The sequence below is a fragment of the Zhongshania aliphaticivorans genome, assembly GCF_902705855.1.
Classification (GTDB): Bacteria; Pseudomonadota; Gammaproteobacteria; order Pseudomonadales; family Spongiibacteraceae; genus Spongiibacter; species Spongiibacter aliphaticivorans_B.
Map to the genome: position 1 here is coordinate 534636 of NZ_CACSIJ010000001.1, position 15356 is coordinate 549991.

Sequence of the window (15356 nt, forward strand, 5' to 3'; positions counted from 1 at the left end):
AAATTTATTGTCTTTAATAACCGAGCGACGCGTTAATCTTTCTCAAGCTCGCCAAAGGGTCAGCACTTCTTGTAATCGGTCGTCCAACTACCAAATAATTGCTACCCATCGCAATGGCATCACTGGGCGTCGCAACCCGCTGCTGATCGCCAAGTTCGCTTCCCGCTGGCCGGATTCCCGGTGTCACAAGTAAAAAATCTTTTGGAATAACGCCTCGCAACACCGAAACTTCTTGAGCTGAACAGACTACGCCATCAAGCCCGCTCTCTGCCGTTAATGTAGCCAAGCGACTGACTTGCGCCAAAGCGTTCTCATTCACACCGACTGTAGCTAATTCCTCGCTTTGCATTGACGTTAACACCGTCACACCAATTAACAGTGGCGCATCTTTGCCATATGACTGCAAAGCGGTCTTTGCCGCCGACATCATTCTCATGCCACCCGATGCATGCACATTCACCATCCACACCCCCATATCCGCGGCAGCAGCCACAGCGGCAGCAGTGGTATTAGGGATGTCGTGGAATTTTAAATCCAAAAAGACCTCAAAACCGCGTCGGTGCAAGTCGCGTACAACGTCAGGACCATATAAGGTAAATAATTCTTTACCGACTTTTACACGGCACAGCGAAGGATCCAGCTTTTCAAGTAAAGCATCAAGCTCAGCGCGCGCGGCAAAATCCAGCGCGACAATTAGCGGAGATTTTTCAGTCATAATGTAATTCAATCACCTAGTATTCCACGGATTGGCGCAATGGTACCCCACTGCTCACAACTGGGACACAACCAGTGCAGCTTTTGCCCAGAAAATCCGCAATGCCGGCATCGGTACACAGGACGTTCAGCTTTAAGCTGATCTAACAACTGCCGGACCAGTGCCCCACTCTGCCTACGCTCGCCCTCAGGTCGACTCAGCACTTCTGACAACAAACCGAATGTGGGGCGTTGCGCCGCCACATCATGTAAATAATTTAAAGCCAAATCCTGCCCATTGCATTCCGCTATTACCTGCGCACACTCTATATTAAACGCTGTGCTCGAGGTACTTTGCGCTACGCGCTGGAGCGCGTCCAGATAAGCAGCCTGATCACCAAAACCTAAAAAAGCCTTACGAAATATGGGAACAACCTCACTTGCAAATGCCGGTTGCCGCTCAATTACCGAATGCAAGAGGTCTAAAGCCTGCTGCGGCTTTTTTTGGCTTATAGCCAAGTCTGCAGACAGTAAATACGCCCTCACATTATTGCTGTCATAATTACGCGCCAACTGCAGTTCTTTAGAAGCCGCCTTAACATCATTTGCAAGCAACAACGGCTTAGCTTTTTCGCAGTGATAATGGCTTAAAGCACACTCGACTACCCGCTCCGCCGCGGTGACCGCAACCTGCTTTTTAAGCCAGCTCCGTTGTGGCAGACGCAAGCGCGCAACCGCAATCGCCTGATCCCACTCTTTCTCACTCTGATAAATATTTTGCAAATGCTCCAAGGCATCCATGCGGTAAATCACCGATTCATCTACGACATCTCGCAGCAAACGCTCAGCACGATCTAACAAGCCTGCGGATATATAATCTCTCGCCAATTCTAGATGGACTTGATAGAGCTTATCTCTAGGTAAACTCGGTCGTGACAATAAGTTTTGATGAATACGAATTGCGCCATCGACCTCACCCTTACTACGCATTAAATTTCCTAAGGCCAAATGCGTAGGCAGAGTTTCAATATTTACTGGCAGCTCATTAATTACCGTCATGACCGCCGCGCCGGCCTGCTCACTCAGTAAGTAATTCAAGCCCTTGTAGTAGGAGCTTGCGTTATCGTCATTCTTATTGGAATGTCGCCACTTTGGGCGATAGAAGTAGCCAATCAGCCAGCCACTCGCGACCGCCGCCAGAATACAAAGAAATTGGATTAGCTCAGTGTTCATACCAAATTAGCTACTTACAAGCTGAGTTCGCTCAAGCTTGGTTTTTTCACTATTTAATAAGCGGCGCAAACGAAGACGCGAAGCCTGCAATCGTAAAATAACGACGGTACTCGCAACTAAACCAGCAAGACCACCAAGAAAAAAAGACAAAATAATCCACGTCGACAAACGCTGTGCAGGAAGCTCCGCAACCAGTACATTAAGAGGCACTAGTACGTCATTCTGAATGGTAAATAACAGCCCCACCGCCAAGACGAGGAGCAAGAGTAATAACACTAAAATTGAACGGATCAGACGCATCTAACCTTTTTCCAAAAAAAAAACGGCATGGTCAATGACCATACCGTTTCTTTAATCATAACGCTAGTAGTGCAAAGCTAAGTGCCTGACTGTAGGCTCAAATTTACACGCTCGCGCAACTCTTTGCCGGGCTTAAAATGCGGCACATATTTACCGGGCAACTCCACAGTTTCACCTGTTTTAGGGTTGCGCCCCATACGAGGCTCTCGGTAATGCAGAGAAAAACTACCAAAACCCCGAATCTCTATACGATCACCCGTGGCTAAAACCGTCGACATATGTTCGATCATAGTTTTAACTGCCAACTCAACGTCCTTGTGGGACAACTGCGGCTGACGCTCGGTAATCAACTCTATTAATTCAGATTTGGTCATAGCTTGTTCCCGTTGTTTCCAACACTCAAGCCTAGCTTAGCATTTTTTTGCATATAAGCCAGATAGTTACGAGCATTTAGCTCAAGTAAATGCCCGTAACTTGCGACTCAGACCAAAGACCTTAGTCTTTGTTTTCCATCTGAGCTTTGATCAAGTCGCCGATTGTTGCAGGAGCAGCAGTTTCGACTTCTTTCTCACGCAGTGACTTAACAGCCTCTTTCTCGTCATCAACGTCCTTGGCTTTAATAGACAAGGTCATTGCGCGGTTTTTGCGATCTACACTGATGATTTTAACTTCAACAGTCTCGCCCACTTTTAAGACGTTACGTGCATCTTCAACTTTATCGCGGCTGATTTCAGACGCTTTCAATACGCCTTCAACTTCTTCGCTTAACACGATGATAGCTGCTTTAGCGTCGACTTCTTTAACAACACCATTAACAATGGCGCCTTTGTCGTTTTCAGCAACGTAGTTAGAGAACGGGTCGTCTTCAAGCTGTTTAATGCCTAAAGAAATACGCTCGCGCTCAGGATCAATAGACAGGATTACCGTCTCGATCTCGTCGCCTTTCTTGAACTTACGCACGGCTTCTTCGCCAGTTTCATTCCAAGAAATATCAGACAAGTGAACCAGACCGTCGATGTTGCCATCTAGACCGATGAAGATACCGAAGTCAGTAATAGACTTGATAGCGCCCTTGATCTTGTCGCCTTTGGTGAACTGACCACCAAATGCATCCCATGGGTTTTGTTGGCACTGCTTGATACCCAAAGAAATACGACGGCGTTCTTCGTCGATATCCAGAATCATCACTTCTACTTCGTCGCCAACATTAACCACTTTAGATGGGTGAATGTTTTTGTTGGTCCAATCCATTTCTGAAACGTGAACCAAACCTTCAACGCCTTCTTCGATCTCAGCGAAACAGCCGTAATCAGTCAGGTTAGTGACCTTAGCTTTAACGCGTGAGTTCTCTGGGTAACGTGCCTTGATAGCTACCCATGGATCTTCGCCAAGTTGCTTCAGACCCAATGATACGCGGTTGCGCTCACGGTCAAACTTAAGAATACGTACGTCAATTTCATGACCCACTTCAACGATTTCACTTGGGTGCTTAATACGCTTCCAAGCCATATCGGTGATGTGCAATAGGCCGTCAATACCGCCCAAATCTACGAAAGCACCGTAGTCGGTCAAGTTCTTAACAATACCTTTAACAACCATACCTTCTTGCAGAGATTCCAGCAGCGCTTCGCGCTCTTCGCTGTTTACGCTCTCAAGAACGGCACGACGCGAAACAACAACGTTGTTACGCTTTTGGTCCAGCTTAATGACTTTGAATTCAAGCTCTTTGCCTTCCAAGTGCGCTGTATCGCGAACTGGACGAACATCTACCAAAGAACCGGGCAGGAACGCACGGATGCTGTTGATATCGACTGTGAAACCACCTTTAACCTTGCCATTGATAATACCAACAACAGTCTCTTCAGCTTCATATGCTGCTTCAAGAGTAGTCCACGCCTCAGCGCGCTTGGCTTTTTCACGTGATAATTTAGTTTCACCAAAGCCATCTTCAACCGACTCTAGTGCAACTTGAACTTCATCACCAATCGCCAGAATGAACTCACCGCTTTCGCTCAAGAACTGCTCGCGAGGAATAACACCCTCAGATTTCAGTCCAGCGTGAACGGTAACCCAATCACTGTCGATATCAATAACAACGCCGGTCACGATTGAACCGGGTTTCATATCAATGGTTTTTAAACTTTCTTCAAATAGATCAGCAAAGCTCTCGCTCATTAGTCATTACCTGAGTATTAAATAGTGGCAACGCCACCGTATCGCCGTGTATCCAGCTTACACGGGTCAATTCATATTGCCTCAATACAACGCCAGCTGGTATTTGCGCTGCATGCGACGGTTTTTAGTTAGTCTTTGAGACATTGCACGATTGCTGTTTTATTCTCTGGCGGCGTTGAAAACGTACTCAATCGGTCATTTATAAGTATAAATTCCCTCATTCCGTGCGCTTTCGCCTTGCCAGAAAACAAAACCTCGGCTCGTGGCAAACGTCTCAATTTACAAACTAACAAGACGAGCGTTGACTTCCGCCAACACTCGGTTAAACACTTCTTCTATGCCCAAACCACTGCTATCTATCTGCACAGCGTCGTCTGCGGGCTTTAAAGGGGCTAGTTCACGCTCAGAATCTCGCTTATCGCGAGCGCGTATCTCCCCTAAAAGGGTCGCGAGGTTAACATCATCGCCCTGCGATTTCAACTGATTGTAGCGCCGTTCGGCACGCTCCTCGGCGCTTGCGGTGAGGAATATCTTAACTGGAGCGGTCGTGAAAACGACGGTCCCCATGTCGCGCCCGTCGGCCACCAAACCCGGCGCTTTGGCAAAATCGCGCTGCCGACCTAATAAGGCACTGCGCACTGCAGGCAATACCGCCACTTTAGAAGCCAACATACCGGTGACTTCGGTACGTAAATCACCGCTGACGTCCTCCCCCTCAAGCAAGACACGGGTTGGCTCACCCGGTTCACCAGCGACAAATTCAACATCTAGATTTGCCGCTAATTTAGCTATTGCGGCTTCGTCATCAAAGGCACAACCGTGTTTATCGGCCGCCATACCAACCAAACGGTACAGCGCACCACTATCCAGTAAATGCCAGCCCAAATGCCGCGCCAAGGTTTGGCATAAAGTGCCCTTTCCAGAACCGCTGGGGCCGTCAATCGCAATAACCGGAGCAGATAGTGTCGACTCACTCATACTCAAGCCTGCACCTCTATATTCATACCCAGACTCGCCGCCAAGCTCACAAAATTAGGAAACGAGGTCGCGACGTTATCGCAGCCGGTCACCCGAATAGGATCAGTGGCGCGCAAAGAGGCAACGGCGAATGACATGGCAATGCGATGATCGTGATGGCTTGCCACCGTCGCGCCAGTTATTTGTCCACCCTGAATAACAATGCCATCTTCGGTCGGCACCGCGCTAATTCCCATGGCCTGCAAGCCATCGGCCATCACTTGAATACGGTCACTTTCCTTCACCCGCAGCTCTTCCGCACCAGTCAGCACGGTTTGCCCTTCGGCGCAGGCCGCAGCAACAAACAACACCGGAAACTCATCGATAGCTAAAGGCACCTGATCTTCAGGAATGTTAATACCTTTAAGTTGAGCGTGACGAATACGAATATCCGCAACGGGTTCGCCACCCACTTCGCGTTCATTAAATACCGTAATATCGCCGCCCATCGCACGTAAAATATTGATCACCCCGACTCGCGTTGGGTTAATACCAACATGCTCCAACGTCAAATCAGCATTCGGAGTAATACTTGCCGCCACCATAAAAAACGCCGCCGAAGAAATGTCCGCCGGTACATCTATATGCACGGCAGTTAAGCGTCCGCCGCCCTGTAATTTAGCCACCGGCCCAGCAACGTCTACCGAATAACCAAATCCGCGCAACATACGCTCGCTATGATCACGCGTGGGTGCAGGCTCAGTTGTACGAGTCTCACCCTCGGCATACAAACCCGCCAGCAATACGCAAGACTTCACCTGCGCACTCGCCATTGGCAGTACATAGTCGATAGCCTTTAATGATTGACCACCACGTAGCGTTAGCGGTGGACGCCCGCCTTCGGCCGTTTCAACCACCGCACCCATTTCTCGTAAGGGCTTGGCAACACGTTCCATAGGACGCTTACTCAAGGACTCGTCGCCGGTCATGGTAACGTCAAACTTTTGCCCCGCTAATAAGCCCGCCAACAAACGCATTGAGGTGCCGGAATTACCGACATATACATCACCTGCAGGTGCCTTAAGACCATCACGGCCAACGCCGTGAATAAGCACCCGACCATTTTCTGGGCCTTCGATTTCTACCCCCATCGCCCTAAATGCATTCAGAGTCGACAGCGCATCTTCGCCCTCTAGAAACCCATCCACGGTAGTGACGCCATCGGCAATCGCCCCCAACATAATAGAGCGGTGCGAAATTGACTTATCTCCCGGAACTCGGGCCGTACCACGTATTTGACCACCAGGCTGTAACAGGAAATCCACGATAAAATTCTCTTTTAATGTAATCAGGAAAATATGAAATTACGATGAAGGGGATTTTTTTTGACGGCTTAGATACTGCCCCAAAAAATGTTCATCACGGGCGCGTTTAGCGCGATCAAAACTCGTAAAAATAGCTTCACCGTCGCCTTCTTCAATCGCTTTACGAACAAGTTCAAGATGAGAGCTAAAAGTATCTATACCTTGCAGAATGGCATCTCGATTCGCCAAGGCAATGTCGTGCCACATGGTCGGGTCGCTAGACGCAATTCGCGTAAAATCACGAAAGCCACCGGCTGCAAATTTAAAAATATCCGCAGCCGCGCCATTCTGCGCCAACGCGTCAACCAAGGTATAAGCCAGCACATGAGGGAGATGACTGGTCGCGGCAAGCACCGAATCGTGCTCGGCAACATCCATGCACACCACTTCGGCACCACAGGATTCCCACATCTCGCGAATCAATACTACCGCTGAGCTAGCCGTATTGTCTAAGGGCGTTAAAATAACTCGGTGGTCGAGAAACAAATCTACTGAAGAAGCCTCAACCCCACTCTGCTCAGACCCTGCAATGGGATGACCCAACACAAAGTTAGCGGGCACCTCACCAAAAATTCGTTCTGCAGCGCGTTGAATATTGCCTTTGACACTGGCCACATCGGTGACAACCATGTCGGGCGTCATCAATGGCGCCAATTCTGCCATCACTTTTTCAGCAACTAGCGTTGGTGTTGCAATCACCACCACGTCGGCGCCGGCGACTGCTTCGGCCATATCTAGGGTATAAGAATCTATCACCCCAAGCTGTAATCCACGTTCGAGTGATTCTGCACGACGCCCGGTAGCAACTACCTCGCCAACCGCACCCTGTGCTTTTAAGGCTTTTGCGAGGGATCCCCCCATTAGCCCCAAACCGATAATGGTGAGCTTATTGATCAAGAACACCCTCTCTTTTTAATTTATTCAGCGCACTGAGGCAACGCGCATTTTCATGCTCTAAGCCGATTGAAATTCGCAGATGCTTAGGCATTTGATACACAGCCACCGGCCTAACAATTACACCTTCCGTCAGTAAGGCCTGGTAAATCGGCATGGCATCGCAGGGCAGCTCAACGGCAACAAAATTACCTACCGATGGAATATAGTTCAACCCTAGCTCACCAAAACCAGCACACAACTGCCGCATTCCAGCACTATTAATCTGCTGGCTGCGACGTAAATAATCATGGTCATCTAATACCGCTAACGCTGCCGACATGGCAGGAATACTGACATTGAACGGCGCACGTACGCGGTTTAATAAATCCGCTATCTGCGGGCTGCTCACGCCATAACCAATACGCAGCCCCGCCAAACCATAGGCTTTAGAAAACGTCCGCGTAACAATAATATTGGGATGCTTACCAAGAAAAGTCAGCCCGTCTGGAAAATCGTCAACACCCGCAAACTCTATGTAAGCTTCGTCGAGCACGACAATAACGTGTTCGGGCACCTTCGCCAAAAACGTGCTCAGGGCTGCTCGGTCAAGATAATTTCCAGTGGGATTATTAGGGTTGGCAATAAAAACAACTTTAGTATCTGGCTCAATGGCCGCCGCCATAGCATCTAAATCATGCCCCCAATCTTTGGCCGGCGTAACGATGGCACGAGCACCCACTGCCTGTACCGCAATTGGGTAAACAATAAACGCATATTGAGAAAATACCGCCGAACTACCCGCACTCAAAAAAGTGCGTGCAATTAAATCCAAAACATCATTCGAGCCATTGCCGAGGGTAAATTGGTTTTCGCCCACACCCAGTTTAACCGCAAGCTTTTTCTTTAATTCAAAGCCATTGGCATCAGGATAAAGATGCGATTGCTTAAGCGAGGCTTGCGCAGCCGCCATCGCGATCGGCGACGGCCCAAGCGGGTTTTCATTACTCGCCAGCTTAACAACGCTAGCTAAGCCCAGCTCGCGCTGTAACTCTTCAATCGGTTTACCCGCTTGATAAGGATGCAGACCTTGCACGCCGGCATTTGCCAGCGCAAATACATCACACGCCACTTGCTACACCCTCACAAAGTAAGCCAAACACCATCTTTAAATTGCAGCCTTGGGATAGGAACCCAACACTTTAAACATAATGGAATGTTGTTCAATATCATTGAGAATATCAACAATGATGGCATCGTCACGATGCCCTTCAAATTCAATAAAAAAGACGTAGGTCCAGGGCTCAGTACGCGATGGCCGCGTGTCGATACGCGTGAGCATCACATCTGCTTTTTGAAACGGCTCGAGCAATTTAAACAGTGCGCCAGGTCGATTTCGGGCAGACACCACCAAAGACGTTTTATCGCGACCACTAGCCGCCACATCTTCGCGACCAATAATTAAGAACCGCGTGGTGTTATCAGGCTGATCTTCAATATTTGCCGCCAACTGCACCAAACCGTACTGCTGCTCAGCCATATCGCCGGCAACCGCCGCGACACCTTCTTCTTCCGCCGCCATTCGCGCGGCTTCGCCGTTGCTACTTACCGCAGCGCGTTCAACGCCGGGGAAATGGGCGTCCAGCCAGCGACGACTCTGCGCCAAGGCTTGCTGATGCGCACAGATACGTGTGATCGGCTTATCTTTACCGTCTTTACCCACCAATAAATGCAGGCGAATACGCAGTTCCAATTCGCCACATATTTTTAAGGGCGAATTGATAAACGCATCCAAGGTATGCGACACCATGCCTTCAGTAGAATTTTCTACCGGCACCACGCCGTAATGGCATTGACCATTAACGACCTTAGCGAACACCTCATCGATAGACGCTTGCGGAACGCTGACCACAGCATGGCCAAAATGTTTGAGCGCCGCCGCTTGGCTGAACGTGCCCATCGGCCCCAAATACGCCACTTCCATAGGCTTTTCTAGGGCCAGACACGCCGACATAATTTCGCGAAAAATAAACGCCACAGTGTCATCAGCCAAGGGGCCTTTATTTGCCGCCTTCACCCGCGCCAAGACTTGCGCCTCGCGCTCGGGCCGATAGAACAACAACTGCTGCGAGCTGCTGCTATCCGCATTCGACTCAAACTGTTGTGCGGCGGCAAATTCCCGCAACTTAACCTCGGCCACCTGCTGGGCGCAGCTGGCACGACGATTCAGCAAATCGTGAATCTGAGTGTCGATGCTATCGATGCTTTGGCGTAAATCATCAAGACTCACTGGCGGCGTGTTGGAATCGCTCATAATCTCAGCCGTTTTGTTGTGCAAAATCTTTCATATAGGTAATCAGCGCATCTACGGCTTCTTCTGGCACCGCGTTATACACGCTGGCACGCATACCACCCACCGAGCGATGACCTTTCAAATTCAGCAAACCCGCTTCTTCTGCACCAGCAAGAAACGCCTTATCCAAATTTGCATCAGCCAACACAAAGGGAATATTCATTAATGAACGACTGGCCACTTCAACAGGGTTGCTATAAAAACCGCTAGCATCAATATAGCTATATAGCTTTTCTGCCTTGCGACGATTAATGACTTCCATCGCCTCTAGGCCGCCCTGCGCTTTAAGCCATTTAAATACCAAGCCGGCCAAATACCACGCCAAAGTTGGCGGCGTGTTGTACATAGAATCGTTATCAGCAGCGGTTTTATAATCCATCATGGTTGGCGTGACTGGGCTGGCTTTGCCCAGCAAATCTTTGCGAACAATCACAATAGTCAAACCAGCGGGGCCGATATTCTTTTGAGCGCCTGCGTAAATCAAGGCAAATTTATTCACGTCGATAGGACGCGACAAAATAGTCGATGACATATCAGCAACTAAAGGCACTTTAGATTCTGGCGTCCAGAAAAACTCCACACCGCCAATCGTTTCATTTGGCGTGTAGTGTAAATACGCCGCGTCGTCGCTTAACTTCCAGCTATCAAATGCTGGGATAGTGGTGAAGTTAGTATCTTCAGACGATGCCACCACATTAACCTTGGCGTAGCGCTTCGCTTCCTTAATGGCTTTCTTAGACCATTCCCCGGTGTTGACGTAATCAACAACCTTGCCCTCACCCATCAAATTCAAAGGCACAGCTGAGAACTGGCTGCTTGCACCGCCCTGTAAAAACAGGACTGCGTAATCGTCGGAAATACCCATCAGCTCGCGCAAATCAGCCTCGGCCTCATTGGCGATACCAACCATTTCATCAGAGCGGTGACTCATTTCCATGACCGACAAACCACGACCCTGCCAATCCATTAACTGCTCGCTAGCCTCTGCTAACACTGATTCAGGAATTGAAGCCGGACCTGCACAAAAATTATAACGACGCGCCATCTTGAATCGCCACTCCGAAAGATTAAAAAAATAAAAAAACAAACGGCGCCAGCGGCGCCGCTACTCATATTACTTAGCTGTAAATCTCAGCGAATATCCGGTGCGAGGATTACTCCTCGCCGCTATCGTCCGCTGACGGTGCCGCATCACCATCGGTGCTTGCCGCTTCGCCGGCAATCACATCGTCGGTCGACGCTGTTTCAGCGTTTTCGTCGTCTTCTAGCAACTTCTCGTCTTCTTCGTCAACGCGCTGAACACCAACCAAATGCTCGTCTTCTTTCAAACGAATAACACGAACACCTTGGGTATTACGGCTGAGAATTGATACTTCATCAGTGCGAGTGCGCACCAAGGTGCCCTGATCACTGATCAGCATCAGGTCATCGCCTTCAAAGACCTGAACCGCCCCAACCAAAGGCCCGTTACGCTCACTCATTGCCATGGCGATAACACCGCGATTACCACGGCCTTTTGCTGGGAAATCTTCCACCAAAGTACGTTTGCCATAACCATTCTCAGAGACAGTCAATACTCGACCACCCTCTTGTGGAATAATCATTGCGATAGCAGATTGGCCTTCATCCATGCGAATACCGCGCACACCTCGAGCCGTACGGCCCATTGCGCGGACAGCGGTTTCAGGGAAGCGAGCTGCTTTACCGGCGCTAGTTAATAGCAAAATATCGTTTTCGCCATTGGTAATTGAAGTACCTATTAGAACATCGCCTTCATCCAACTCAATGGCGCGCAAACCAACACTGCGCTGACGAGAAAATGCCTCAAGCGGTGTCTTTTTAACCGTACCAAAACCGGTAGCCATAAAGATGAAATAGCCTTCGGTATATTCATTCACCGGTAAAATTGAAGTGATGCGCTCATTGGCGTCCAGCGGCAATAAATTCACCATTGGTCGACCGCGAGAGTTACGACCCGCAACGGGAATTTGATAAGCACGCAGCCAATATACTTTACCGATATTGCTGAAACACAAAATAGTGGTATGAGTGTTGACCACCAATAAATGCTCAACAAAATCTTCGTCTTTTACCGAGGTCGCCGACTTACCCATACCGCCGCGACGCTGGGCTTGATAAGTATCTAAGGGCTGTGACTTGGCGTAACCGCCATTGGAGATAGTCACTACGCGATCTTCTTCTGGAATCAAATCTTCATGATTAAGATCAAGCTGTGAAGCCACAATTTCACTGCGACGCTCATCGCCGTAATCAGCAACCACTTGCTCTAATTCACCACGAATAACCGCAATTAACACATCGGGGTTAGCGAGAATATTTAAGTATTCAGCAATTTCCAGTAGGCGCTCTTGGTACTCGCCCAATAGTTTTTCATGCTCGAGACCGGTCAGTTTTTGCAAACGTAAATCAAGAATCGCCTGAACCTGTACCGGTGACAGATAGTACTGCCCATCACGCATGCCATATTGATCTTCAAGATCATCAGGACGACAGGCATTTTCGCCAGCGCGCTCTAACATGCCAGCTACATCGCCCAATTTCCAAGGGCGAGAGATCAAGCTATCTTTTGCTTCTTGGGTCGTTGCAGATGCTTTAATAGTGGCGATAATTTCATCAATATTTGAAATCGCGACCGCCAAGCCTTCCAACACATGACCGCGTTCACGTGCTTTGCGCAGTAAATAAACGGTACGGCGAGTAACCACTTCGCGACGATGGCGAATAAAGTACTCGAGCAACTGTTTCAAGTTCAAGATACGCGGCTGGTTATCTACCAAGGCCACAATATTGATACCAAATACGTTTTGCAGCTGGGTCTGGGCGTAAAGATTATTCAGAATGACTTCGCCGCTTTCCCCGCGCTTCATTTCTATAACAACACGCATACCGTCTTTGTCAGACTCATCGCGCAGCTCAGAAATACCTTCTATTTTCTTCTCTTTAACCAGCTCGGCAATTTTCTCAATCAGGCGCGCCTTGTTAACTTGGTAAGGCAGCTCGTGAATAAGAATAGTCTCGCGATGAGTTTTTTCATCGACGATGACCTCAGCGCGGGCGCGAACATAAATACGGCCACGGCCAGTTCTATACGCTTCCACAATACCGGCACGGCCGTTGATAATCGCCGCAGTCGGGAAATCTGGGCCAGGAATATGTTCCATCAACTGATCGACGGTAATATCTGGATCATCCAGCAGGGCCAAACAGCCGTTAATGACTTCAGTTAAGTTATGTGGCGGAATATTTGTCGCCATACCAACCGCAATACCCGACGAGCCATTGATCAATAGCGCAGGGATTTTGGTAGGCATAACCGCCGGAATTTGCTCGGTACCGTCGTAGTTAGGCACCCAATCGACGGTTTCTTTGTCTAGATCGGCAAGAATTTCGTGGGCAATTTTGCGCATACGAATTTCGGTATAACGCATGGCTGCCGCGTTATCACCGTCAATAGAACCGAAGTTACCCTGACCATCGACCAGCATATAGCGCAAAGAAAACGGCTGCGCCATGCGAACTATGGTGTCGTATACCGCAGAGTCGCCGTGGGGATGGTATTTACCGATAACGTCACCCACCACACGGGCGGATTTCTTATAGCCTTTATTCCAGTCATTACCTAGCTCGCTCATGGCGAACAGCACACGGCGATGAACAGGTTTTAGACCGTCGCGCACATCGGGCAGTGCCCGACCAACGATAACGCTCATTGCATAATCAAGGTAGGACTGCTTAAGCTCGTCCTCGATATTTACCGGCAGAATCTCTTTAGCTAAATCAGCCATGAATCGGGTAATTCCTTATTATGGATAGTCGTCACGTGGCAGTGTCGCCTCGAAATCGGCCTTATCCGGTATTTAACTCACCACTGTCACCGTCTCCGCCGACGGCGCAGCTAGTCTAAGCGGAAAATAAAGCGGCAATCATAGCATAAATCTCAAGCCCGTAGACAGTTCAAAATCGCCGCAAATCAATGTACTACCGCAACAAAAGGCGCCCACAGCGCTCACGTTAACGGGTATACTTGCGCCTTTGCGTAAACAGATACGGACAGCCCCATGCCTGCCCAAAGCCAACACCCCGTCGACACACTTATATTTGCACGCTGGATTATTCCCGTGACACCTAATTGCACGCCGCTAATTGACCATGCGCTAGCTATTCGCAATGGCGAGATTTGCGCCATATTAGCCGCCGAGGAAGCCGAATCCATCGACGCCACCGACGTACTGCGACTAGATAATCACGTGCTAATGCCAGGACTCATTAATGCTCACGGCCACGCCGCAATGAGTTTATTTCGTGGCATGGCCGACGACAAACCGCTACACACTTGGCTTAACGACCACATTTGGCCGGCAGAAGGCCGCTGGGTAGACGAGGCCTTTGTTAGCGATGGCTGCGAACTGGCCATAGCTGAAATGCTCCGCAGCGGCACCACCACCTTTAGCGATATGTACTTTTTCCCCGAAGCCGCCGCCACCGTCATTCGCAAAGCCGGTATTCGCGCCCAGCTCAGCTTTCCTATATTTGACTTCCCCAGCGCCTGGGGCAGCGGCCCTGATGAGTATTTTCGCAAAGGCCTCGCACTGCGGGACGAACTAAAGCACAGCAAATTGATTACCGTCGCCTTTGGGCCGCACGCGCCCTACACGGTTGGCGATGACGCCATGCAACGGGTCGCCACCCTCGCCGCAGAGGCAGATGCCGCCATTCAAATTCATCTACACGAAACTCAGCAAGAGATCGACGACGCCGTCACCCAAACCGGCAAACGCCCCATCACGCGGCTTGCCGACCTAGGTTTACTAGGACCAAAAACCCAATGCGTCCACCTTGCGGCCCTGAATGACGACGACATTGCCACTCTCGCCAACTTCGGCTGCCACGCTATTCACTGCCCAGAATCAAATATGAAACTGGCCAGTGGCTTTTCTCCCGTCGAGAAAATGCGCGCCGCCGGTATTAATGTGGCACTCGGCACCGATGGCGCGGCCAGCAATAACGACCTCGACCTATTCAGCGAGATGCGCAGCGCCGCCTTGTTAGGCAAAGTCATTGCCGGCGATGCCAGCGCCCTGCCCGACCACTACGCGCTAACCATGGCGACGTTAAACGGCGCCAAGGCGCTTGGCATAGACCATCTCGTCGGTAGCCTAGAAGTCGGCAAACAAGCCGACGTGATCGCCATCGACTTATCAGCGCTCGAACAACAGCCGATTTACAACCCCGTATCGCAACTGGTTTACACCAATATCAGTCATCATGTTCGCTATAGCTGGATCATGGGCCGCAAGGTACTGGATAATGGCGAACTGACCACGCTAGACCGCCGAGACATTATTGCTCGCGCAGAACTCTGGCGCTCAAGAATTAGCGGAGAATAA

13 protein-coding genes are annotated in these 15356 nt (G+C 49.7%); 1 reads left to right on the forward strand and 12 read right to left on the reverse strand.

From position 1 onward, the window contains the following. Positions 1 to 13: 13 nt before the first annotated feature. The 12 genes from pyrF to gyrA all read right to left on the reverse strand — a co-directional run bounded on the left by pyrF (position 14) and on the right by gyrA (position 13754). Complete coding sequence (pyrF, locus tag GVJ32_RS02450) at positions 14 to 715, reverse strand: orotidine-5'-phosphate decarboxylase (RefSeq protein WP_159238445.1); 702 nt, start codon at positions 713 to 715, stop codon at positions 14 to 16. An 8-nt stretch (positions 716 to 723) separates the two neighbouring features. After that, entirely contained in the window at positions 724 to 1926 is a 1203-nt protein-coding gene (locus GVJ32_RS02455; protein ID WP_159238446.1) for a lipopolysaccharide assembly protein LapB, read from the reverse strand. 6 nt (positions 1927 to 1932) lie between these two features. Further along, positions 1933 to 2226, reverse strand: a complete 294-nt coding sequence (locus tag GVJ32_RS02460) for a lipopolysaccharide assembly protein LapA domain-containing protein (protein ID WP_159238447.1) — start codon at positions 2224 to 2226, stop codon at positions 1933 to 1935. Between the two features lie 77 nt (positions 2227 to 2303). Next, positions 2304 to 2600 carry an integration host factor subunit beta gene (gene ihfB / locus GVJ32_RS02465; protein ID WP_103685775.1) on the reverse strand — a complete coding sequence of 99 codons (297 nt, stop codon included), beginning with the start codon at positions 2598 to 2600 and terminating at the stop codon, positions 2304 to 2306. Positions 2601 to 2721: 121 nt separating this feature from the next. Then, positions 2722 to 4401, reverse strand: a complete 1680-nt coding sequence (rpsA, locus tag GVJ32_RS02470) for a 30S ribosomal protein S1 (RefSeq protein ID WP_159238448.1) — start codon at positions 4399 to 4401, stop codon at positions 2722 to 2724. 279 nt (positions 4402 to 4680) lie between these two features. Then, positions 4681 to 5379 carry a (d)CMP kinase gene (gene cmk / locus GVJ32_RS02475; RefSeq protein WP_159238449.1) on the reverse strand — a complete coding sequence of 233 codons (699 nt, stop codon included), beginning with the start codon at positions 5377 to 5379 and terminating at the stop codon, positions 4681 to 4683. 2 nt (positions 5380 to 5381) lie between these two features. Then, entirely contained in the window at positions 5382 to 6683 is a 1302-nt protein-coding gene (aroA, locus tag GVJ32_RS18265; protein ID WP_235035013.1) for a 3-phosphoshikimate 1-carboxyvinyltransferase, read from the reverse strand. A 39-nt stretch (positions 6684 to 6722) separates the two neighbouring features. Continuing rightward, positions 6723 to 7619 carry a prephenate dehydrogenase/arogenate dehydrogenase family protein gene (locus GVJ32_RS18270; RefSeq protein ID WP_435808056.1) on the reverse strand — a complete coding sequence of 299 codons (897 nt, stop codon included), beginning with the start codon at positions 7617 to 7619 and terminating at the stop codon, positions 6723 to 6725. Beyond that, on the reverse strand, positions 7609 to 8727 hold the full coding sequence (hisC, locus tag GVJ32_RS02485; protein ID WP_159238450.1) for a histidinol-phosphate transaminase: 1119 nt from the start codon (positions 8725 to 8727) through the stop codon (positions 7609 to 7611). The genes GVJ32_RS18270 and hisC overlap by 11 nt, the downstream gene beginning before the upstream one ends. A 36-nt stretch (positions 8728 to 8763) precedes the next feature. Then, on the reverse strand, positions 8764 to 9909 hold the full coding sequence (gene pheA, locus GVJ32_RS02490) for a prephenate dehydratase (protein WP_159238451.1): 1146 nt from the start codon (positions 9907 to 9909) through the stop codon (positions 8764 to 8766). A gap of 4 nt (positions 9910 to 9913) precedes the next feature. Next, positions 9914 to 10993: a 3-phosphoserine/phosphohydroxythreonine transaminase gene (gene serC / locus GVJ32_RS02495; protein ID WP_159238452.1), complete on the reverse strand. Its 1080-nt coding sequence runs from the start codon at positions 10991 to 10993 to the stop codon at positions 9914 to 9916. Between the two features lie 109 nt (positions 10994 to 11102). Then, positions 11103 to 13754, reverse strand: coding sequence for a DNA gyrase subunit A (gyrA, locus tag GVJ32_RS02500; protein ID WP_159238453.1), 2652 nt, complete (start codon positions 13752 to 13754; stop codon positions 11103 to 11105). A 273-nt stretch (positions 13755 to 14027) separates the two neighbouring features. Here gyrA and GVJ32_RS02505 point away from each other — a divergent pair, with 273 nt between their 5' ends. Further along, the gene (locus GVJ32_RS02505) at positions 14028 to 15356 is read left to right on the forward strand and encodes a TRZ/ATZ family hydrolase (RefSeq protein ID WP_159238454.1); all 1329 of its coding nucleotides are present in this window, start codon (positions 14028 to 14030) and stop codon (positions 15354 to 15356) included.